General features: G+C 50.0%; 20 protein-coding genes. 12 read left to right on the forward strand and 8 right to left on the reverse strand.

Features of this window, described 5'->3' with window-relative positions:
- Positions 1 to 51: 51 nt before the first annotated feature.
- Positions 52 to 537: a ComF family protein gene (locus BN2106_RS08400; RefSeq protein WP_050698101.1), complete on the forward strand. Its 486-nt coding sequence runs from the start codon at positions 52 to 54 to the stop codon at positions 535 to 537.
- Positions 538 to 645: 108 nt separating this feature from the next.
- Positions 646 to 1,671 carry a rod shape-determining protein gene (gene mreB / locus BN2106_RS08405; protein WP_050698102.1) on the forward strand — a complete coding sequence of 342 codons (1,026 nt, stop codon included), beginning with the start codon at positions 646 to 648 and terminating at the stop codon, positions 1,669 to 1,671.
- An 82-nt stretch (positions 1,672 to 1,753) separates the two neighbouring features.
- On the opposite strand, the gene BN2106_RS08410 is transcribed toward mreB, so the two are convergent.
- The 5 genes from BN2106_RS08410 to BN2106_RS08430 all read right to left on the reverse strand — a co-directional run bounded on the left by BN2106_RS08410 (position 1,754) and on the right by BN2106_RS08430 (position 7,891).
- Positions 1,754 to 4,135, reverse strand: a complete 2,382-nt coding sequence (locus BN2106_RS08410) for a homocysteine S-methyltransferase family protein (RefSeq protein ID WP_050698103.1) — start codon at positions 4,133 to 4,135, stop codon at positions 1,754 to 1,756.
- 4 nt (positions 4,136 to 4,139) lie between these two features.
- A complete protein-coding gene (locus BN2106_RS08415) occupies positions 4,140 to 4,784 on the reverse strand; it encodes a vitamin B12 dependent-methionine synthase activation domain-containing protein (RefSeq protein WP_050698104.1) in 645 nt (214 codons plus the stop codon).
- Positions 4,781 to 5,659 carry a methylenetetrahydrofolate reductase [NAD(P)H] gene (gene metF, locus BN2106_RS08420; protein ID WP_050698105.1) on the reverse strand — a complete coding sequence of 293 codons (879 nt, stop codon included), beginning with the start codon at positions 5,657 to 5,659 and terminating at the stop codon, positions 4,781 to 4,783. Before metF ends, BN2106_RS08415 begins: the two co-directional genes overlap by 4 nt.
- 194 nt (positions 5,660 to 5,853) lie before the next feature.
- The gene (locus tag BN2106_RS08425) at positions 5,854 to 7,140 is read right to left on the reverse strand and encodes an O-acetylhomoserine aminocarboxypropyltransferase/cysteine synthase family protein (protein WP_050698106.1); all 1,287 of its coding nucleotides are present in this window, start codon (positions 7,138 to 7,140) and stop codon (positions 5,854 to 5,856) included.
- Between the two features lie 307 nt (positions 7,141 to 7,447).
- Complete coding sequence (locus BN2106_RS08430) at positions 7,448 to 7,891, reverse strand: RrF2 family transcriptional regulator (RefSeq protein WP_050698107.1); 444 nt, start codon at positions 7,889 to 7,891, stop codon at positions 7,448 to 7,450.
- A gap of 214 nt (positions 7,892 to 8,105) precedes the next feature.
- Between BN2106_RS08430 and BN2106_RS08435 the strand changes: the two genes are divergently transcribed.
- Positions 8,106 to 9,488 carry a sodium-dependent transporter gene (locus tag BN2106_RS08435; protein ID WP_050698108.1) on the forward strand — a complete coding sequence of 461 codons (1,383 nt, stop codon included), beginning with the start codon at positions 8,106 to 8,108 and terminating at the stop codon, positions 9,486 to 9,488.
- A gap of 160 nt (positions 9,489 to 9,648) precedes the next feature.
- On the opposite strand, the gene BN2106_RS08440 is transcribed toward BN2106_RS08435, so the two are convergent.
- A complete protein-coding gene (locus tag BN2106_RS08440; protein WP_050698109.1) occupies positions 9,649 to 10,950 on the reverse strand; it encodes an anti-sigma-I factor RsgI family protein in 1,302 nt (433 codons plus the stop codon).
- Positions 10,951 to 11,005: 55 nt separating this feature from the next.
- On the reverse strand, positions 11,006 to 11,569 hold the full coding sequence (locus tag BN2106_RS08445) for an RNA polymerase sigma factor (protein WP_050698110.1): 564 nt from the start codon (positions 11,567 to 11,569) through the stop codon (positions 11,006 to 11,008).
- A 522-nt stretch (positions 11,570 to 12,091) separates the two neighbouring features.
- Here BN2106_RS08445 and BN2106_RS08450 point away from each other — a divergent pair.
- The 5 genes from BN2106_RS08450 to BN2106_RS08470 all read left to right on the forward strand — a co-directional run bounded on the left by BN2106_RS08450 (position 12,092) and on the right by BN2106_RS08470 (position 17,087).
- Positions 12,092 to 12,712: an N-acetylmuramoyl-L-alanine amidase gene (locus BN2106_RS08450; RefSeq protein ID WP_082236450.1), complete on the forward strand. Its 621-nt coding sequence runs from the start codon at positions 12,092 to 12,094 to the stop codon at positions 12,710 to 12,712.
- A 72-nt stretch (positions 12,713 to 12,784) separates the two neighbouring features.
- Positions 12,785 to 14,155: a DNA repair protein RadA gene (gene radA, locus BN2106_RS08455; protein ID WP_050698112.1), complete on the forward strand. Its 1,371-nt coding sequence runs from the start codon at positions 12,785 to 12,787 to the stop codon at positions 14,153 to 14,155.
- Positions 14,156 to 14,476: 321 nt separating this feature from the next.
- On the forward strand, positions 14,477 to 15,466 hold the full coding sequence (locus tag BN2106_RS08460) for an efflux RND transporter periplasmic adaptor subunit (RefSeq protein ID WP_050698113.1): 990 nt from the start codon (positions 14,477 to 14,479) through the stop codon (positions 15,464 to 15,466).
- Positions 15,459 to 16,643 carry an ABC transporter permease gene (locus BN2106_RS08465; protein ID WP_050698114.1) on the forward strand — a complete coding sequence of 395 codons (1,185 nt, stop codon included), beginning with the start codon at positions 15,459 to 15,461 and terminating at the stop codon, positions 16,641 to 16,643. The genes BN2106_RS08460 and BN2106_RS08465 overlap by 8 nt, the downstream gene beginning before the upstream one ends.
- An 84-nt stretch (positions 16,644 to 16,727) precedes the next feature.
- Positions 16,728 to 17,087, forward strand: a complete 360-nt coding sequence (locus BN2106_RS08470) for a tyrosine-type recombinase/integrase (RefSeq protein ID WP_050698115.1) — start codon at positions 16,728 to 16,730, stop codon at positions 17,085 to 17,087.
- Positions 17,088 to 17,343: 256 nt separating this feature from the next.
- Here BN2106_RS08470 and BN2106_RS08475 read toward each other — a convergent pair whose 3' ends face one another.
- Positions 17,344 to 17,706: a hypothetical protein gene (locus BN2106_RS08475; RefSeq protein ID WP_050698116.1), complete on the reverse strand. Its 363-nt coding sequence runs from the start codon at positions 17,704 to 17,706 to the stop codon at positions 17,344 to 17,346.
- Between BN2106_RS08475 and BN2106_RS08480 the strand changes: the two genes are divergently transcribed.
- The 4 genes from BN2106_RS08480 (at position 17,681) to BN2106_RS08500 (ending at position 20,364) form a co-directional block, all read left to right on the forward strand.
- On the forward strand, positions 17,681 to 18,103 hold the full coding sequence (locus BN2106_RS08480; protein ID WP_154666458.1) for a hypothetical protein: 423 nt from the start codon (positions 17,681 to 17,683) through the stop codon (positions 18,101 to 18,103). The two genes, BN2106_RS08475 and BN2106_RS08480, sit on opposite strands and share 26 nt — an antisense overlap.
- Positions 18,104 to 18,216: 113 nt before the next feature.
- Positions 18,217 to 19,512: a protein rep gene (locus BN2106_RS08490; protein ID WP_207641709.1), complete on the forward strand. Its 1,296-nt coding sequence runs from the start codon at positions 18,217 to 18,219 to the stop codon at positions 19,510 to 19,512.
- Positions 19,513 to 19,752 (forward strand): hypothetical protein, encoded by a 240-nt coding sequence (locus tag BN2106_RS08495; protein WP_050698120.1) that lies wholly within the window; start codon positions 19,513 to 19,515, stop codon positions 19,750 to 19,752.
- A gap of 120 nt (positions 19,753 to 19,872) precedes the next feature.
- Positions 19,873 to 20,364: a tyrosine-type recombinase/integrase gene (locus tag BN2106_RS08500; RefSeq protein ID WP_050698121.1), complete on the forward strand. Its 492-nt coding sequence runs from the start codon at positions 19,873 to 19,875 to the stop codon at positions 20,362 to 20,364.
- The last annotated feature ends 207 nt before the right edge of the window (positions 20,365 to 20,571 follow it).

Raw genomic sequence — 20,571 nt, forward strand, 5'->3', positions numbered from 1 at the left:
CACAAGCTCAGTCGTTTAAACGAAAGCGCCGATGGAAAGGTCGTTTGGTGTGTGGCACCGTATCTCTATGAAGGAAAGGTCCGAGGTTCTATCCTGCGCTTTAAGTTTTATGGTTGCCGGGAGCACGCGCCGGTCTATGCAAAAGGAATCTGCGAGGAGCTGGCGGAACAGAAGTTTTTGAGCCGGATGGATATTGTGACGGCAGTGCCGCTTTCCAAGCGCCGTATGCGTACACGGGGTTACAACCAGTCCGCGCTGGTGGCAAAAGAGGCCGCGCAGCTTTTGGAACTGCCCTATCGGGACATACTGGAGAAATATAAAGAAAACAGGATTCAACATGAGCTGGACCGCCGGAACAGGGCGAAAAATGTCCGCGGTGTGTATCGGATTTTGCCGGGTGAGGAGATCACAGGAAAGCAAATCCTTTTAATTGATGACATTATGACGACCGGCGCAACGTTGCAGGAATGCGCAGAAGTTCTGCTGCGCGAGGGGGCGGCGTCTGTCTTATGTGCGGTAATCGCCGTGGTGCCATAAGATGTTTGTTGAAAACTTTTTACGGATGCATTATAATAAAAGCCTACTCGTGTACAATAGTCAGTAGGGGTATAGAATATATGGGATTTTGATTGGAAGTGATTGTTAATGCTTGGAACAGACATTGCAATAGACCTGGGTACATCCACGACAAAAATTTATCTGGATGGAAAAGGGATTATTTTAAAAGAGCCCTCGGCAGTCGCGTTTAATGTGGAAACTGAAGAAGTGGTTGCCATTGGCAAGGAAGCCTATGCGATGGTGGGACGTACCTCGGACCGCGTCGATGTTGTGCAGCCGCTCTGTAACGGCGTCATTTCAAATTTTGACATGGCGCAATACCTGATTGGCCATTACATTAAAAAAATCAGCGGCAGCAAGGTGTTTATGCCCCGCGTGGTGGTCAGCGTCCCTTCGCTGATTACAGAGGTGGAAAAGCGCGCGGTCGTAGATGTAATCAGCGCCGCGGGTGTGCGAAAAATCTGCCTGATCGAGGAGCCGGTGGCAGCGGCGATGGGAGCTGGTGTGGATATTTCAACGCCGCATGGAACGCTGATTGTGGATATTGGCGGCGGTACGACGGATATGGCGGTGCTTTCCCTCAGCGGTATTGCCATTTCCCGCTCCATCAAAACGGCTGGCAATACGTTTGATGAGGCAATCATAAAATATATCCGCAGGAAGTATAATCTGATCATCGGCAAACGCATGGCGGAGGAAGTAAAAATTGCGATTGGCTGCGTGTATCCGCGCAAAGAAATGGTTAAGCACCGCGTGAAGGGTAGGAACGCCATGACGGGCCTGCCGCAGTGGGCGGATATTTCCTGTGACGAGATGCTGGAGGCGCTGATTGAGCCCGCTATGGCCATTATCCGGACGGTGCAGGAAATGCTGGAGAAAACGCCGCCGGAATTGATGGGCGACGTCTACACGGACGGAATTATCCTGTCGGGCGGCTCTTCGCAGCTCTACGGGTTTGACCGCCTGATTTCCAAAAAGGCGAAGATGCCGGTCCATATTGCGGAAGAACCGGATATTTGCGTGGCACTGGGCGCGGGAAAAGCAATCCCTTATATTGAAGATATAGAAAACAAGGCGTATGGTGTATTGAACCCGTTAAGTGCGGCCTATTAAGATTAAAAAAACCGTCTGATCGATCGATCAGACGGTTTTTTTGTTTAACATGGAAAGCCTTTGGCTGAACCGGCGGCTTGATTTATTCCCCAAAGAGCTCATGTGCATAGCGCACCGAATCCATCGCATCTTTCACGTAACGGTCCGCATGAATCATATCCGCATATTCCTGTGTCAGTACCGCGCCGCCAACCATGACTTTGCAGAAGGGTGTTTCCTGCCGTAGCATCCGGATGGTTTCTTCCATGCTTACCACGGTGGTTGTCATCAGGGCGCTGAGGCCCACTAGCTTGACGTGGTGTTCCTTCACCGCGTCTACCACCTTTTCGGGTGGCACATCCTTGCCTAGGTCGATGATATCGTAGCTGTAGTTTTCCAACAAAACCTTTACGATGTTCTTGCCGATATCATGGATGTCTCCCTTGACGGTCGCCAGCACGATTTTGTCCTTTTTTACCTGCGACTCGGAGCCAGATGCATCCATTTGTGCCCGAATGACCTCAAACGCCGCTTTTGCCGCCTCTGCGCTCATTAAAAGCTGGGGGAGGAACAAGATTCCCTTTTCAAAATCTTTCCCCACCTGGTCGAGCGCCGGAATCAGCTCTTCGCTGATGATGAGAAGCGGCTCTTTTGTCCGCAATAACTCCTGCGCCGCACTGTATGCGCTTTCCTTCAGGCCGCTGATAATCGCCTGCGATACCGACATTTGCGCCGCGGCGACAGGAGCTGTTTCCGCAGTCTGCTGGGAATAGCGGGCAATATAGTCCATACATTGCGTGTCGCAGCCGCTGAGCGCACAATATGCGTCGTACGACTTCCGCATCGCCTGAGAGTTTGGATTAATAATAGCGGCACTCAGACCGTTTTGCAGCGCCATTGTAAAAAACGCTGCATTAATATTTTCCCGCTGGGGTAAACCAAAAGAAATATTGGATACGCCCAAGGATGTATACAGCCCCAACTGCTCACGCACCAGGCGCAAAGAATCCAGCGTGACAGCGGCGGCCCCTTGTCCCGCACTGATCGTCATGGCGAGCACGTCCACAATAATGTCCTTTTTTTTGATTCCGTACGACGCAGCTGTATCGACAATTTTTTGGGCGACTGCCAAACGCCCTTCCGCGGTTTCTGGAATGCCGTCTTCATCCAGCGTAAGGGCGATCACAACGCCGCCGTATTTTTTAACCAGTGGGAAGATAGCGTGCATGCTTTCCTGCTTGCCGTTAACGGAGTTGATCAGCGGTTTTCCGTTGTATATCCGCATTGCCTGTTCCATAGTCTCCGCGCTGGCGGTATCGATCTGCAAGGGTAGATCGATGATGCTTTGCAGCTCAGTGACAGCGCGGCACATCATTTCGGTCTCGTTGATTTCCGGCAGGCCCACATTGACGTCCAGAATGTGAGCGCCGCTCTGCTGCTGTGCGATGCCTTCCCGCAGGATGTAGTCCATATCGTTTTCCCGCAGAGCTTGTTTAAAACGGGATTTCCCTGTGGGGTTGATTCGCTCGCCAATCAGGATGGGGCGCGCCCCAAACGGAACAGCCTGTGAATAGGAGGAAACCACTGTAAGCGCATGTGATTCCAGTGGCGTGGGCGGAATCTCTTTGCAGGCCCGTACGGTCGCTGCAATGTGGGCTGGCGTGGTTCCACAGCATCCACCGACCATCCAGGCGCCCATGGAAGCAAGTTCCGCCATGGAGGTGGCAAATGCTTTCGGAGATACATCGAAAACGGTTTTTCCGTCGACACAGCGAGGGAGTCCTGCGTTCGGATTGACAATCATGGGGATGGAACAGCAGGATTTCAACTGTGGCAACAATTCTTTGATTTGTTCCGGGCCGAGGCCGCAGTTGAATCCAATTGCATCAGCGCCCAGTCCTTCCAGGGTTGCGGTTGCCGCCGCAATATTGCCACCGGTCAATAACTTTCCCTGCTCGTCAAATATCAGGGTGACAAAGACCGGAAGGGACGTGTTCTCTTTCGCCGCCAGAAGTGCGGCTTTTGCTTCATATGTGTCGCTCATGGTCTCAATCAAAATGAGGTCCGCGCCCGCGTGCTCCCCACAGACAGCAGCTTCCCGAAACGCCGCGTATGCATCTTCAAAAGGGAGGTCCCCCAGCGGCCGGAGCAGCTTCCCGGTGGGGCCGATGTCCAAAGCGATGAGCCCTGTGCCGCCATTGGCCTGCACCGCTTTTTTTGCGGCGCATACCGCACTTCCTATGATCTCCTGAACGGAATGGCCGCAGCCGCGCAGTTTTACTGCATTCGCGCCAAAGGTATTGGTTTTTATAATATCCGCGCCGGCCTTCAAATAAGAGTGGTGGATTTGCTGGATCAATTCCGGTTTTTGCAGATTCCAAAGCTCTGGCAACTCTCCGGCGCCCAACCCGTTTTCCTGCAGGATGGTTCCCATTGCGCCATCAAAGAAGAGCATGCGTTTACCCAACTGATCAAAAATTTCCATAGGTTCAACCCTTTCTAAATGGACAGTTTTTTGCCTGGCAGGTCATACATTTGGCAATGTGGCAGCTTTGCGGTTCCGCTGTTAAACCAATGACCGCCGTCACGGATTTGGATGGGGCCAACATAAAACTGTCCGTCATCGTCAGGCCGATGCGTTTCGGACAGTCCAGAACCGTCAAAAAATCACGCTGATGCGCAATGTCAAAGTCCCCATAGCCGGGGCTGTACCGCGGCCGCAGATAAAGCCCTTTGGCGGCGGCTTCCACAGCAATCGGTTCCTGGCATTCGTCACAGAAGGACTCAATCAGGGACGCCGCACACGCCTGCATGATCACGGCCCGGCTCATCGACAGCTTGGAACAGCGCTCCAGCCGCAGGTCGACAGGGGAACCCAGAGTAGCGGCAAAGAGGATAACCTCTGTACATCCTGTCAGATGCTGGAATAAACTCCTGCTATGTACGGTAATCCCGGCGAATGACACAATATTCGGCGAGACGAGCCGCAGTGGCTCCCGATGGAAAATGTGATGCGGCGTACACGCCTGCAACAGTTCCTCCGTACAGTCTGCAATGTGGTGCAGTACCTCCGGGCTTGGTTCGGCGTTACGATATCCTAAATATCGCAGGACTTCCTGCCGGTCGATGTTCATACTTCTTCATCCCTGATAATGGCGGAGAGGTTACCCATAATCTCTGCGGCAATTTCTGGATTATTCATGGTGTACAGGTGGATATGATTGACGCCGTTGGAAATCAGGTCGATGATCTGTTCCGTCGCGTAAGCAATTCCAGCCTGCTTCATCGCTTTGGGTTTGTCCGAAAATTTATCGGCGATCGCTTTAAAACGCGGGGGAAGTGCCGTACCGGACAGCTCGCACGAACGTTTGATCTGCCGGCTGTTGATCACCGGCATGACGCCCGCGACAATCGGCACGTTGATCTTCTTGGAAAGGACGCGGTATAAAAAATGATAGAGCACATTGTTGTCAAAGAACATCTGCGTCGTTAGAAAATCGCAGCCGCAGTCAACCTTGCGCTTTAAAAAATCAATGTCATCTTCCTTATGTTCGCATTCCACATGGCCCTCCGGGTAGCAGGCTCCGCCAATGCAGAAATCTCCCTGCGCCTTAATGTCCTGGATCAGTTCGCTGGCGTAATGGTACTGCACCGGAGAGGGAAAATCGGAGTCCTGCGGAATATCGCCGCGCAGCGCAAGAATGTTTTCAATTCCGTTTTCCTTCATTTTATCAAGCATGGAGGAAATATCTTCTTTTGTGGAGGACACGCAGGTCAAATGTGCCAGCGCCGGAATGTGATAGGTATTCTGTATTTTCGTAGCAATTTCCAGGGTGCGTTTGGAGGTGCTTCCCCCGGCGCCATAGGTGACGCTGATAAAATTCGGATGAAGCGCCGCAATTTTTTGGACGATCGCATCGATCCGGCTGATGTCTGCGCCAGCTTTAGGCGGAAAGATTTCACAGGAAACGGTAACCCGGTCACTTTGCAACAATTCTTTTATTTTCAAGATGGGGTACATCCTTTCTTTAACGGTTTATCAAGATGGGGATAGAATACCTGACCTGAAACAGTCTCGCTTAAAACTGTACAGGCTTTTTAGTCAGGTGAAATTATTATAGCATACATAAAGAAAAGATGAAATAAAATCCGCATGGAATCGACGGATTTCACTTCATCTTATCTCAGAGGATTTTCTGAAAATCAGGATAACGCCTGCTCTAAATCATACAATAAATCGTCGATATGCTCCGTTCCAATGGAGAGGCGGACGGTATTCGGCTTGATTCCAGATTGCTGCAGCGCTTCCTCCGTCAACTGCGCGTGCGTGGTGCTGGCAGGATGAATTACCAGGGATTTAACGTCCGCAACATTGGCCAGCAGAGAGAAAACCTGCAACCGGTCTATAAACCTCTTGGCTTCCTCTGCACCGCCCTTTATCTCTACCGTGAAGATAGAACCGCCTCCGTTTGGAAAATACTTTTGGTACAGTGCATGATAAGGACTTTCCGGCAGAGAGGGATGATTGACGCATTCAATCTTTGGGTGTTTTTGCAGTGCCTCGACCACACGAACCGTATTCTCCACATGCCGTTCCACGCGCAAAGAAAGGGTTTCCAGTCCTTGCAAAAACAGGAAGGAATGAAACGGGCTGAGCGTTGCGCCTGTATCGCGTAGTAGCACCGTACGAATGCGGGTGATGTATGCAGCGGAACCACAGGCTTCTGTAAAGCGAATGCCGTGATAGCTGGGGTCAGGCTCTGTCAGACACGGAAATTTTCCCGATGCGGTCCAGTCAAATCGGCCGGAATCGATGATCGCGCCGCCGACAGATGTACCGTGGCCGCCGATGAATTTGGTGGCGGAATGGATTACAACGTCCGCGCCGTGTTCAATGGGGCGGAATAAATATGGAGTTGCAAAGGTATTATCTACAATCAGCGGGATTCCGTTGCGATGGGCAAGAACAGCAACCGCTTCTATGTCAATCAGGCTGCAATTGGGGTTACCCAGGGTTTCCAAATAGATCGCCTTGGTATTGGGACGAATCGCCTGTGCGAAATTTTCAATGTGATCCGGGTTTACGAAGGTTGTTGTAATGCCGAACGGGGGAAGGGTGTGGGCAAACAGGTTATAGGTTCCGCCATAAAGCGTATTTGCCGCGACGATGTGGTCGCCCGCCCGCGCGATGTTTTGCACCGCATATGTAATTGCAGCGGCTCCTGAGGCCGTTGCCAGGGCTGCGACGCCGCCTTCCAGTGCGGCGATACGCTGTTCAAAAACGCTGGTAGTGGGATTGGTAATCCGGGAATAGATGTTGCCGGGGTCGCTTAAAGCAAAACGGGCTTCTGCTTGTGCGGAATCCCGGAATACATACGAAGTCGTTTGATAAATCGGCACACAGCGTGCGCCTGTCGCCGGATCGGGCGTTTCTTGTCCAGCATGTAATTGTAAGGTTTCAAATTTCCATTTATGTTCGGTGCGGCTCATTGCAATCACTCTTTCATTCCATTTTTATTAAATTAATAAAATCGCCGGATATTCCACTTCTGAACGCAACAGAGTCTTATTCTGCCAAACCAATTGAAAGCCGCTCAGAAGCTGGTAAACCGAGATTACTCATATGAAAAACGTACAGGAGGGAATGTAGCGGCACATTCGAGCCAGCACCATACGGCTGCATAACAGCCGCCTTACAGAATAAGTCGTCACGTAATATCCCTCCTTAATATAGTAATCCTATAAAAATAATAGGAATTTATTGGATAATGCTATTATACGCAGATTACAGGATTTGTCAAGGGTTCTTGCAATTTTCTTTTTCTGCGATCGCATGCTTTCGATCCAGAAGGTCTTGCAGGGTAATGTGATCCACCACATTATCAATGGCGTCCTTCAATTTCATCCAGACTTCCAGCGTCACACAGGTATCTGCGCGGGCGCAGGGGTTTTCCGGTGTGTCCAAACAGGCGACAGGGGATAGGCTGCCTTCTGCCAGTCTGAGAATCATACCGACAGTATAGGCTTCTGGCGGTTTGGTCAGGTGATACCCGCCATTAGCGCCTCTTGCACTTTTGACGTAACCGGCTTTCGTCAGCTGGCCAATGATCTGCTCCAAATATTTGCCTGATATTGCCTGCCGGTTGGAAATGTCTTTTATGGATATATAGGATGCGTCGTACTGCTCTGCCAGTTCTAACATTAAGCGCAGCGCATAACGTCCTTTGGTTGATATTTTCATGAGAATTCCTCCTCTCAAATTACCTCTATTGTAACACAGTAATATAGTAAACTTCAATGAAAAATTTTGAATAGAAACAAGATAGTTGCTTGTTTCGTAAAATAACATTGAGAAAATTGTATATAATAAAATTCCCCATGTGCAGATGCGGAATATGGCGATACATAGAATATGCGGTTAATGGGGAAAATGAGGAGCGTAAAGGAGTTTTGACATGCAGCGTGAAAAGTTCTCTTCGCGGCTTGGATTTCTGTTGATATCCGCAGGCTGCGCGATCGGATTGGGAAATGTCTGGCGGTTCCCGTATGTAACAGGACAGTACGGAGGCGCGGCTTTTGTTCTGATTTATTTGTTCTTTCTATTAATTCTGGGTTTGCCCATCATGGTAACGGAATTTTCCGTAGGACGTGCAAGCCAGAAAAGTGCGGCGCTTTCGTTTGATGTATTGGAACCAAAGGGTACAAAGTGGCATCTTCATAAATACTTTGCGATGTTTGGCAACTATCTCTTAATGATGTTCTATACCACCATTGGCGGATGGATGTTTATTTATTTTGTCAAAATGCTGCGCGGAGATTTTGAAGGATTAAATAAAGACCAGGTACAAGGCGCGTTCCAGCAGATTACACAAAGTCCCGGTATCATGACAATTGCAATGATCTTTGTGGTTGTGCTTTGTTTTGGAATCTGCTCGTTTGGCCTGCAGAAGGGCGTCGAAAAGGTAACCAAGGTCATGATGGTCAGCTTGTTTGTCATTATGATCCTGTTGGCAATTCGGTCCATTACACTGCCTGGTGCACAAGAAGGCCTGCGCTTTTACCTGTATCCGGACTTTGGAAAGCTCGCGGAAAATGGGATATCCAACACGATCTTTGCGGCGATGGGACAAGCATTCTTTACATTGAGCCTTGGAATCGGTTCCATCGCGATTTTTGGAAGCTATATCGGAAAAGAACGGTCGCTGGCCGGTGAAGCAATCAATGTAACACTGTTGGATACCGGCGTGGCTCTGGTTGCCGGATTGATTATTTTTCCTGCCTGTTTTGCGTTCGGCGTGAGCCCGGACAGCGGTCCAAACCTGATTTTTATAACGCTTCCCAACGTGTTTAACTCCATGGCAGGGGGCAGGATCTGGGGTTCCTTCTTCTTCGTATTCATGTCTTTCGCCGCGCTGTCCACAATTATCGCCGTCTTCGAAAACATTATTTCTTATGCGCTGGATTTGTGGAACTGGAGCCGTAAAAAAGCGGTTTTGGTCAATATTGTCATTGTCATTGTCTTCTCGCTGCCCTGCGTTCTGGGCTTCAATTTGTTAAGCGGCATCCAACCGATGGGACCGGGAAGTAACATTATGGACATTGAAGATTTTATTGTCAGCAATAACCTGCTTCCATTGGGTTCGCTTGTGTATCTGCTTTTCTGCGTTTCCAAATACGGCTGGGGCTGGAAGAACTTCCTCACAGAGGCCAATACGGGCAAAGGCATGAAATTCCCCAAATGGATTCGTTTTTATGTGACTTTTATTCTGCCGTTAATTGTTCTTGCCATCTTTGTGCAGGGGTATCTTGCAAAGTTTTTTCCAAATCTGTTTGGGTGAGTAGAACAGAAAAAGGGCACTTCCGATTCAATGCGGAAGTGCCCTTTTTTGATATAAAAGACCGGCAAAGTTATATTTCCTACTGATACATGTATCGATTTCTGAACAAAAAAGAAGAAGCTATGGAAACTTACCATAGCTTCTTCTTTATGGAGGTACTTTATGTACCCTTTTGCATAACTGCACCTTCGATGCTACCAGGATTCTTGCCCAAATTGCCTTCCGCAGCTGACGATGGCTGTACAGGCTCTACCGCCTCAGTACAGGCGCCATTGCATACAGAAAGTAATTGACCACAATTTTGACAAAACTGTTTTCCTTCGGACTGGTCACATTTGCCTTCACAGATGGAAAGCAAGTTTCCACAATACTCACAATAGGGGCCAATATCGCCTTCCTCTATGAGTACGTTTTGATCCGGATCACCGATAGGGGGGGCACCTGTTGGATCACTGGTTACTGCCGAACTGCTATTCTCCGACGGCTCTTCCTCGGCAGGCTCGCTGCTTTCTGGAGGTGTTACCGGAGGGATACCGCTGTCCTTGACCGTGTCATCGTTGTCACCACTCGGCTTCTTATCCGGTTTTTTATCCGGAGAAGGGTTGCTCGAGCTGTTATCAGGTTCCGGTTCTGATGGGGGAGGATCCTTGACAATGTTATCGTCGCCATCCGATACAAAATCATTATCCACCGGATCTTCAGAAGAGGGTTCTGTTGTAACAACGCCACTTAGTTCAATCTGATGAATGTCTACCAGAGAGGTGAGCTCTTTGATGGACATAGCCGCGAGATCTTGGGCATTCAAACTTTCGTCCGTTGCCGCAAGTTTTTTTACAAAGTCCGCTTTTCCAACCGAAATGTTGTTTTCCTTGGCAAGGGATTTGACATCGTCTGTCAAGGATTCGTTTTGCTGCAGGATCGTTGCTTTCGCATTGTTCCGCTTCAAAGTGTTGTCAACACTGGTGGTAAGCTTGTTTTGCAACCGCTGCGCCTTTTGGGCATCATCATTGGCTACAGAGATCAGAATTGTGTTTTCTGGACTTTCTGGGGACAAATACCCTTTTTGAACCATCGAATCGATGATTTCATCCGTGGCAACTCCCAACTCAGTCCCTTGCAGGTTCATACCATCCAAAACTTTTACGGCGTCTTCATTCAGCGCCCTGTATTTTACCACCGTATCCTGAGGATCCACAGATAGCTCAATACCAGGGTTAACGTCGATGCTGACGATGGAATCTACTGTAGGCTGTACCATATAGAAGATACCGATAATCAACATAAACGCCGCAGCAATCGCACAACTAGCCATTCTAAAGGAGATATGCGATTTGGGTTTGCTCTCCTTTTTAAACTCCACAACAGCGTAATCATTTTGTACTGCCAGGATCTCGCCCAGTACATCGGGAGTAGCTGTCAGAACGGCATTCTTCAAGGATTGCTTCATTTCTTTTCTTGTCATAGTCTCATACGCACCTACATTCCTTGTAGACAGTGCTTAGACCAAGATCCAAAAATCAGCCAGAACTTTCATTTACTGCTTTATGAAGCTTTTTGATCGCTCTGTTGTAACAGGAAAGAACTGTGCCAAGCGGAATCGTAAGCAGGGAGGAAACTTCTCTGAACTTAAACCCTTGGGTTACGTGTAACAGAACAATTTTCCGTTCCTGTTCGTTCAGGACCTCCAGCGCCTTCCTCAATACCAGATTGTCTACAGTGCTGGAAATCACATCGACTCCGATTTGATTTTCCTCGTCAGAAAAATCGGAGGTCTCCTGCTTTTGGACCCGGCGAAGCTCCATATAGGCCAGATTTTTAGCAATTGTAAAAATCCATGCCAGGGGCTTTCCTTGAGGAATATAATGTTGTATCGACTTGCGGACGGAAAGATAGGTATCCTGCATCAGATCCTCCGCGGTCGAGTGGCTTTTGACAATGGACAAAAGATAACAGTAAACAGAATTCTGCGTCATGCGGTACAGTTCTTCAAAAGCGGTCCTGTCACCGTTTGCGACTTCACGCATGAGCGTGTCTGTCAGCTGTTCCTTTTTCCTGTTGTCCCGGTTTCCTGGAACCAACATTTTCATCCCTCTATCAACATAATGAAAAACTCATTGTTTTTATTGCATCCATTTTAAAAAATTTTTAAAAAACTTTGAAACTGCAAAAAAATAGGGCTGCGACTTAGGAAATAAGCCGTCTGGCCTCCATCTGCTCCGTTCAAATTCATGCTCAGATGCGGAAACATTCTATTCTATTATATAAGAAGTTGTCCCATTTGGGAAGGCCCTTATGAAAAACAAAGCAATAAATTTGCAGTCATTATTTATCTAATTATTATACTGACTGGCTTTTTGTTAAAAAACAAGCAAGCAGTTTATACAAAAATAAAAAAATCAAGTCTAAAATATAAAACTTTATATGAATTATAGCATCGTTTTTCCATCCAAAGGCATACAATGTTTTGCTTTACATATATATTCCATGTGAGGTGATTGACATTGGAGGGACGTAAAGGATATTTTGCCCCGGTCGCGGTTTTAATTATCTGCTGCCTGATTTTTCTATTGCTATCTTATTTATCTTACCAGAAGATTGACGAGATGGCATCCAATCTTGCGGCAAAAGAACAGCCGGTCATTGTCCTGGACCCAGGTCATGGTGGGGAGGACGGCGGGGCTGAGGGCGTTTCCAAAATGTTGGAAAAGGACATCAACCTCGCGATTTCCTTGAAACTGCAAAAGATGTTTGAATTGTCAGGCTTTCGTGTGGTAATGACCCGCGATGAAGACATTTCGATTGGCGACGCTGCACTGGATACGGTAAAAGAACGCAAAGTTTCTGATATTCACAACCGCCTGAAGGTGATTGAAGAGCAAGGCGACTGCATATTCCTGAGCATTCATCAAAATCATTTTACCAGCAGCCGGTATTACGGCACACAGGTATTTTATTCCAACAACCATCCGGACAGCAAAACGTTGGCGGAGGATATCCGGGCAAGAGTAGTTCCTCTTTTACAACCTGAAAATACCCGGGAATGCAAACCGGCGACCAGTTCCATCTATTTACTTTGGAATACAAAGGTTCCTGCTGTTTTGGTGGAGTGTGGTTTTCTCTCCAACGAAAGTGAAGCACAGCGCTTAAATGATCCGCAATACCAAGAACAGATGGCGTTTGCCATATACAACGGATTCTTAGATTACTATCAATCGGTTCACTAGGACCTTTGTCTTGTTTTCACAGTCAGCCTCCCGTATAATGTAAAGAAATACATAGGGAATGAGGCGGACAAAATGGCGCAAAAAATTAAAAATGTATATAGATGTACGGAATGTGGCTTTGAATCGGCTAAGTGGTATGGAAAATGCCCGGGATGCGGCCAGTGGAATTGTATGACAGAGGAGATCAAAGAGGTGGCTCCACAAAGAAGCAGCCTCTCCGCATCGAATCGAAGCTCCACCCGGCCAGTAGCAATTAACAATATAGATACAACCGAAGAAGCCCGGTATCATACCGGGCTGACAGAGCTGGATCGCGTGCTGGGTGGCGGTATTGTCAAGGGTTCCCTTATTTTAATCAGCGGTGAACCGGGTATCGGTAAGTCGACCATTCTTTTGCAAATCTGCGAATATCTGGGACAATCCCTGCGTATTTTATATGTATCGGGAGAGGAATCCAGCCGGCAAATTAAGCTGCGCGCAACCCGCCTTGGAGTGAACAGCGAAAACCTTTATATTTTAACTGAAACCGACGTGCAAAATGTCATGGAGCAAATTCGCTGCGATAAGCCGGACCTGGTGATGATCGATTCCATACAAACTATGAATTTTACCGATCTGAATTCTTCTCCAGGAAGCGTCACACAAGTAAGGGAGTGCACCAATGCGTTGATGCACACGGCTAAGGCACTTGAGATTCCCACTATATTAGTAGGCCATGTAAACAAAGATGGAGCGATTGCAGGCCCAAAGGTCCTGGAGCATATCGTCGATGCGGTTCTGTACTTTGAAGGGGACCGCCAAATGCCGTATCGCATTTTAAGGGCAGTGAAAAATCGGTATGGATCAACAAATGAAATCGGCGTGTTTGATATGGGAGACAGCGGGTTGCAGCAGGTGGACAACCCGTCCCTGGCAATGTTGTCCGGTCGGCCGATCCATGTATCCGGGACCTGCGTCACTTGCGTCATAGAGGGCTCCCGTCCCATTCTCGCGGAAATTCAGGGATTGGCCTCCACCACTGGGTTTGGAAATCCACGCAGAATGGCGACCGGATTTGACTATAACCGGATGTCTTTGCTGTTGGCCGTTTTGGAAAAGCGCGCCGGCTACTATTTTTCTAATCTGGACGCATACCTGAATGTTGTTGGTGGGCTGCGGCTGGACGAGCCTGCCGCAGATCTTGCGGTGGCAATGGCACTGGTCTCCAGCTTAAAGGACGTTCCCCTCAGCGAAGACGCCATCGTCTTTGGAGAAGTAGGATTGGCAGGAGAATTGCGCTCGGTTTCCAGCGCGGATGCCCGGATCAGTGAGGCGTCCCGACTTGGTTTCCAAAAATGCATTCTGCCACATCACAATTTAAAGCAGATCCGCGGCAACCACGGCGGAATGCAGCTGATAGGAGTAAAAAACATTAAAGAGGCATTTGAGGCGTTGGCGGAATAGCGGTTTGCTGTGGGTAAACACGGGGTGTTACCTTAATGCAGTGGACGCAGCCGTCTCCTTTATAATTGGTAATAGCCGAAGGCATTTCCAGACTGCAATACCCATCGTGCTGATAGATGCAGTCTACGTCGCATTGAATAATGCTCATAATATTTTTACACCTTTCCTTTGTTTAAACTGGGATTATCTTTGGTGAATCTTGATAGAAATATACATGATCAGTTAAAGGAATCATGGAAAAATAATCGCCGGAAATGCGTCTGTTTCACAGGTATAATTCCCCGTCCCGTTCACAGAATAAAACGGAATGGGGGAATCAGCATGAAAAAATATGTACAGTTAATTACCTTTACATGTGTACTGATCGCAGTAATTGGGTTAATAGGCGGAATGATCAGGAATACTGCGGTAAAGGCGACTGTTGTAAAGGTGAAACCGCTTACAGTTGAAAACTCTGTTACATGCACTGGTAAGGTGGAACGCGTCGCTGTAAGAAGCGTATATCCGCCTACTGCAGCGGCGGTAAAGGAGACATATGTAAAAGTAGGCGATAAAGTGGAGGCAGGTTCTCCTTTGCTGAACATTGTATCTACACCTGTCGTTCCGGACACCACATCTCTTCAGGAAACTTATGCCGCTCTTCTCAGCGGGTATACAACGCAGGGAGAAGTTCCCGCAGTTGGCGATGTGGAAGAAGAGGAAGAACAGGTTTTAACGGCGCCTATTTCCGGTGAGATTACGGCTGTCTCTGTTTCCAGCCAGGGAACTTTGGAATTTGGCAAACCAGCGGTGACGATCGCCAGTGATGAAGGACTTCAGGTTCGGCTGTCTGTTAACGAATCGCAGATATCTGAGATACAGGTCGGACAAAAAGCGGAAATAACCGGAGTTGGTTTTAAAAATTCCGTTTACACTGGAACGGTAAAAAGTATTTCCTCTGAGGCAAAACAATTGATATCTGCAACAGGACAGGAAACGGTTGTGGAGGTAGTTGTCAGTGTTGACAGTCCTGGTGATGATATCAAACCTGGATTTTCCGCAAAGGCTAAAATTATTACAGAGCAGAATGACAACGTCCTGATTGCCCCTTATGAGGCCGTACGAGCGGAAAAAGACGGCTCAGAATATGTGTATAAACTGGAAGGGCAAAGGGTTATAAAAACTCCGATTCAAACAAGCGGCGAATATGAAGACGGGTTTGAAGTGCAGATGGGGCTGAGCAATAACGATAAAATTGTGGTCAATCCGGACTCTGTATCCAACGGTGCAAGAGTGATTCCCCAGGGGGAGGAGGAGCACACCGATGATTGATGTGATCCGGTCCGCATATCATAATCTGGGGAGAAAAAAGGGCAGGACTGTTTTGACAATTTTAGGGATTACAATAGGTGTCGCCTCGGTAATTCTGATTGGAAACATCAGCCAATGCGGTTCAAATGCTTTGACGAATGAGTTGGATAGTCTGGGGCTGAATGGGTTGTCCATATCCTGCCAGACTGGATCAAGCGTTACTCTAAAGGATACGGATTTAAACCTGGTGAAAAATTGCGATGGGGTGGATCAGGCAACTCCGCTCTTAATGCAAAGCACTACGGTTTCCGCGCGGGAGTCAGAGACGAAAGCATTGGTTTGGGGAATCGATACGACAGCCAGCCAAATTGTTTCGATACAAATCCTTTACGGCAGGATGTTTACCAGCAAAGATATCAGCACCAATGCAAATGTCTGCCTTGTGGATGAATCGTTCTCCAGAAATGCCTATATGAGAAGCAATATTATCGGAAAGCATGTTTCTGTTCAGTGCGGCGGTGCTTTGGAAGATTTTGAAGTGATTGGAGTAATTAAGACGGGCAGTGGACTATTGCAAAACATGCTGGGAAATTATATTCCCACATTTGTTTATGTTCCATATACAACGATGCAGACCGCTTCTGGCAGGAGCAGCTTTGACCAGATTGCCGTAAAAATTGATCCCTCCAGTGATTTAGATAGTACAGGTAAAGCCATTGTTGCCACATTGAATCAAAATAATGGGACAACAGATACATTTGTATCCAACAATTTGGCCGAACAAAAGGATGGTTTGGACAACATTCTGAACATTGTAACGCTGATACTATCCGCAGTAGGTGCTATTTCTTTGCTTGTGGCAAGTTTAAGCATTATGACAGTGATGTTGGTTTCTGTCAGCGAGCGTACACGGGAGATCGGTATTAAAAAAGCGATCGGAGCCAAGAGAAAAGACATCATGCTGGAATTTATGCTTGAAGCCATTTTTATTTCTATCTTTGGTTGTGCTGTTGGTATTGTTTTGGGCTATGGAATTTCCTATGCTGGGGCTTCGCTTTTTGGAATTACATTGGGGACACGCTGGGATATCTTTGTATTGTCTATTATATTCTCATTAAGTACAGGGACTATTTTCGGCGTTTATCCTGCTATTAAGGCATCTGCTCTAAAACCCGTGGATGCATTGCGCATGGAATAGATTAAACCAGCCACGCATGGGTTTATTATGAGGATGAAAAAAGGAGCCCGCAGGGGCTCCTTTTTCTGAACCTAAAATTATTATTTGCGCTCTGAGCGGGAACTGAAAACGGGTAAAACACGCCGGATTCGTGTCCCAAAGACGCTTCTGGATCGCCTTACGGCACAAAAAGGCAAGATTTTCGTTTTTGAGAACCGGCTCGACTACCGCAAGCCCCGGACGCGGCAGGCCGTTTATAAAGACCTGCGCCGGGCGGCGAAGCTGTTCCGGGTGACGCAAACTCACTTGAGCCCGCACAGCGCCCGGAAGATTTACGCGGTTTCTGCGTACCGGCAGACCGGCAGTTTGCAGCGCGTGAAGGAGCTGCTGAACCATGACGACGAAGCGGTGACGATGCTGTACGCCATGGCTGACCAGCTGGAGGTGCGACGAAAGAAAAAATGAATGCAATCAAATGGTGGCAATTTCCGCATGTGCGGGATGGCTTGTGGTATGTTCTGAGCCAGATGCTGCAATTCTAACGGAGAGGAGGAAGGCAGCGTCGGATTGTGCAAAACGTTTATTTTGTATGCGCAGCGGAAATTGTCGGCCATATCGAGCAATAGAGCGCCGGAAACGGTGCAAAAGGAAAGGAGCCCCGAAGGGCCCCTGTTTTTTGCGAGGGAAACAATTATACAAAATAAATAAAAGTTTTGTTTAATCAGCCCGGTGGATTTTCACCGGGCTTTTTTTGCGCCTTTTTGGGAGGGCGGCCCCGCTTGGGCCTGGCGGGTTCGGGCTGGAGATCTTTGAAGTTGGGGAGTTTGCCGAGGGGCTCTTCCTCCGGCGGGGGCGGGAAGGTGTGGGCGTGGTAGTTGTTGAGGGCGGCTTCGCGGTAGTCTGGTTTGCCGAGGATTTGGAGGCGCTGTTTTTCCAGCGCGAGCCATTGATTGGCGATGGCCCAGCGCGACCAGTCGGCGCGGGATTGGCCCATTTGGTCGTGGAGTTTCTGCTGGTTGCGCTCGATGATTGCCGCGATGTGGCGGCGCTCGTTCAGGATGGCGTTGGTTTCGGTCTGTGTCATGGTTGGTACTTCCTTTCTGCGTATTTGCGCGGGGCGGCTCTGTTTGGCGATGGGGGCGCTTCCCGCGCGGTTTGGCGGTCTGGCGACAGCGCCGCTAGTCAAGGATTTAGGGGAGGTTGGCGTGCGCCCCAAAGCGCGCGCTTACCGAGCCTTGACCGCCATGGGCGGCGGCGCAGCCGTCCTTGACAAGGCGCTACAATGGGGAGACCGAAACGGCGGCAGGGGGTGGGAGCTCCCGGAGGGTGGAGGACGGCGCAGCCGGACGGAGCCCGAGGTGGGGCCGCGCCTGCCAAGGCGGAGGGAAGCCGGGACGGGAGGCGGAGCTGGACGGAGCGGGCGACCGGAGGGAGCAGGGCCAAGGAGCAGGGAGCCCGGCACGGACGACGGGCTGTGCTAAGGCGGGGGGGCACTGGCCGTGCCGTTGTGAGCGGGCGCCAGCGCAAAGGGCCGAAGGGGACGCCAAATGGGGATGGGGCCCCGTTTGACGGCCCCTGAAGGGCCCGCGACGCATTGGCGCATACCGAAGAAGTGTGCGCGTCCGGCGCACTGGGGAAGGACGGCGTATCCCGCCGCCGCCGCAGCGGTCTGCCTTTCCCTTTGCGGCGGCAAGCACACAACGCGGGACACGAGTGCCCCCGACGCGGCGTGCTGTGCCCGGCTTTTGGGTCCGCGCTTTGCCAAGCGGCGGGGGGCCGAGGGAACCGCGCAAGTGCTGCGCTCCTTCCAAAGCTTCGCACCCGGCCTGCGGCGTCCCTTCCTTATCTTGATACTATAGAAACAGCTCTCAGAGTAAAAAACGCCGAAAATCCGCACGGGGCCTGGGTTTTCCGGGAATCGGCCTGTAAACCGAACGTGTGTTTAAAACCGGTTGAATCAGTTGAAAATAATAATAAAATAGAAGAAAGTGTCTTATTAAGATATTGTGAGCACAAAGAATATGCGTTCCTTGTGGCGACAGCCATGCAGGAGCTTCCCGGCTGGGAGACCAAAGCCCGGCACCTGCTCGAATGCGGCACCTATCTGGAGCTGGACGCGGACGGCCATGTCGTCAAGTCCAACCTCTGCCGCGAACGGTTCTGCCCCATGTGCCAGTGGCGGCGCAGCCTCCGTGTCTATGGGCAGACACAGAAAATCCTTTCCTTCCTCGAGCCGCAGGGGCTGGCTTACCTGCATCTGACTCTGACCATCCCGAACTGCTCCGCCGCCGATCTCAAGGCCCAATGCAAATGGCTCTTCTGGCGCAGCGCCGCCCTGTTCTCCGACCGGCTCTATGGGAAGTCCGACCAGCTTTCCAAATTCTGCCATTTCAAGCGGAGCTTCAAGGGCGTGCTGCGCAGCCTTGAGATCACCTACAACCCCGACCGCGACGACTATCACCCGCATCTGCATTGTCTGGTGGCGGTCCGGCCTTCCTACTTCAAGGGCCGTGACTACGTCTCGCAGGAAACACTGCGCCTGCTCTGGACCGGCTACAGCGCCGGGATGTTCGGTGATCCGCCCGACGGCCTCTGGCAGGTCTACATCTCTCGCATCAAGGAGGGCGAGCGCAACAACGCTGTCGCGGAGGTCGCCAAGTATGCGGTGAAACCTTTTCACATGGATTTGGACATCGAAGGCTACAAAAAGGTGCTGCCCGTGCTCCATGAGGCCATGGCCGGGCGGCGGTTGATCCAGCTGTTTGGCGTGTTCGCCGACGCCGCCAGACAGCTGCGCATCAACCTCAACGACGATCAGGAAGCCACATCATCACAGGGGCCAACCCGCAAATTCAGCTACGTCGGCGGCCACTACAGGGAGGTGTTTTGAATGAGTTCGGAATTGGTGCTGTACATCCTTTCGGCGGCCCGCAGGCCCGTCTCCACGGTCAGCCTGACTTACGACTGTACGGCGGGCGTGTACGAAGTCTGCGCGCTGATCACGGTGCGCTTCACCGACGGTCACGAGGCCATGGGCAAGGGCTGCACGATCTTCGGCGCACTCCATGATCTGATGGTCCGCACGCGCGACGACGCTGCCTACTGGCAGAAATGGGCGGCGCTCCACTAAAGTTTTTGCATCGGGTATGCTGCACTCTGTTGGCAAAAAAAGCAGCCCGTACACCCCTCAGGTAAACGGAGTTGACATTTTGGGGATTGGAGGCTGAGCAGAAAAATGCGATCAGGCTGGATGGAAACATCCGAATTTGAACATGTACTCGCGGCCCTGACGCCGCCGAACCGCCTTGCCTGCGAACTGAGCGCCTGCACCGGGCTGCGCATCTCCGATGTGCTGAATTTGCGCTCTGAGAGGCTTCAGGAGCGCATGACCGTACGGGAGCTGAAAACGGGTAAAACACGCCGGATTCGTGTCCCTAAGGCGCTTCTGGACCGCCTTACGGCGCAAAAAGGCAAGATTTTCGTTTTTGAGAACCGGCTCGATTACCGCAAGCCCCGGACGCGGCAGGCCGTTTATAAAGACCTGCGCCGGGCGGCGAAGCTGTTCCGGGTGACGGAAACTCACTTGAGCCCGCACAGCGCCCGGAAGATTTACGCGGTTTCTGCGTACCGGCAGACCGGCAGTTTGCAGCGCGTGAAGGAGCTGCTGAACCATGACGACGAAGCGGTGACTATGCTGTACGCCATGGCTGACCAGCTGGAGGTGCGACGAAAGAAAAAATAGGTGCAACCAAATGGTGGTAATTTTTGCATGCATGGGATGGCGTCTGATAAGCTTTGGGACAGGCGCTGCAATTCTGACGGAAAGGAGAAAGGCAGGGCTGATTTGTGCAAAACGTTTATTTTGTATGCGCAGCGGAAATTGCATGGAAAAAGACGCACGGTATGACAGCTTACCGTGAGGATGAAAAAAGGAGCCCGCAGGGGGCTC

The sequence above is a fragment of the Anaeromassilibacillus senegalensis genome (assembly GCF_001261775.1).
GTDB lineage: Bacteria > Bacillota > Clostridia > Oscillospirales > Acutalibacteraceae > Anaeromassilibacillus > Anaeromassilibacillus senegalensis.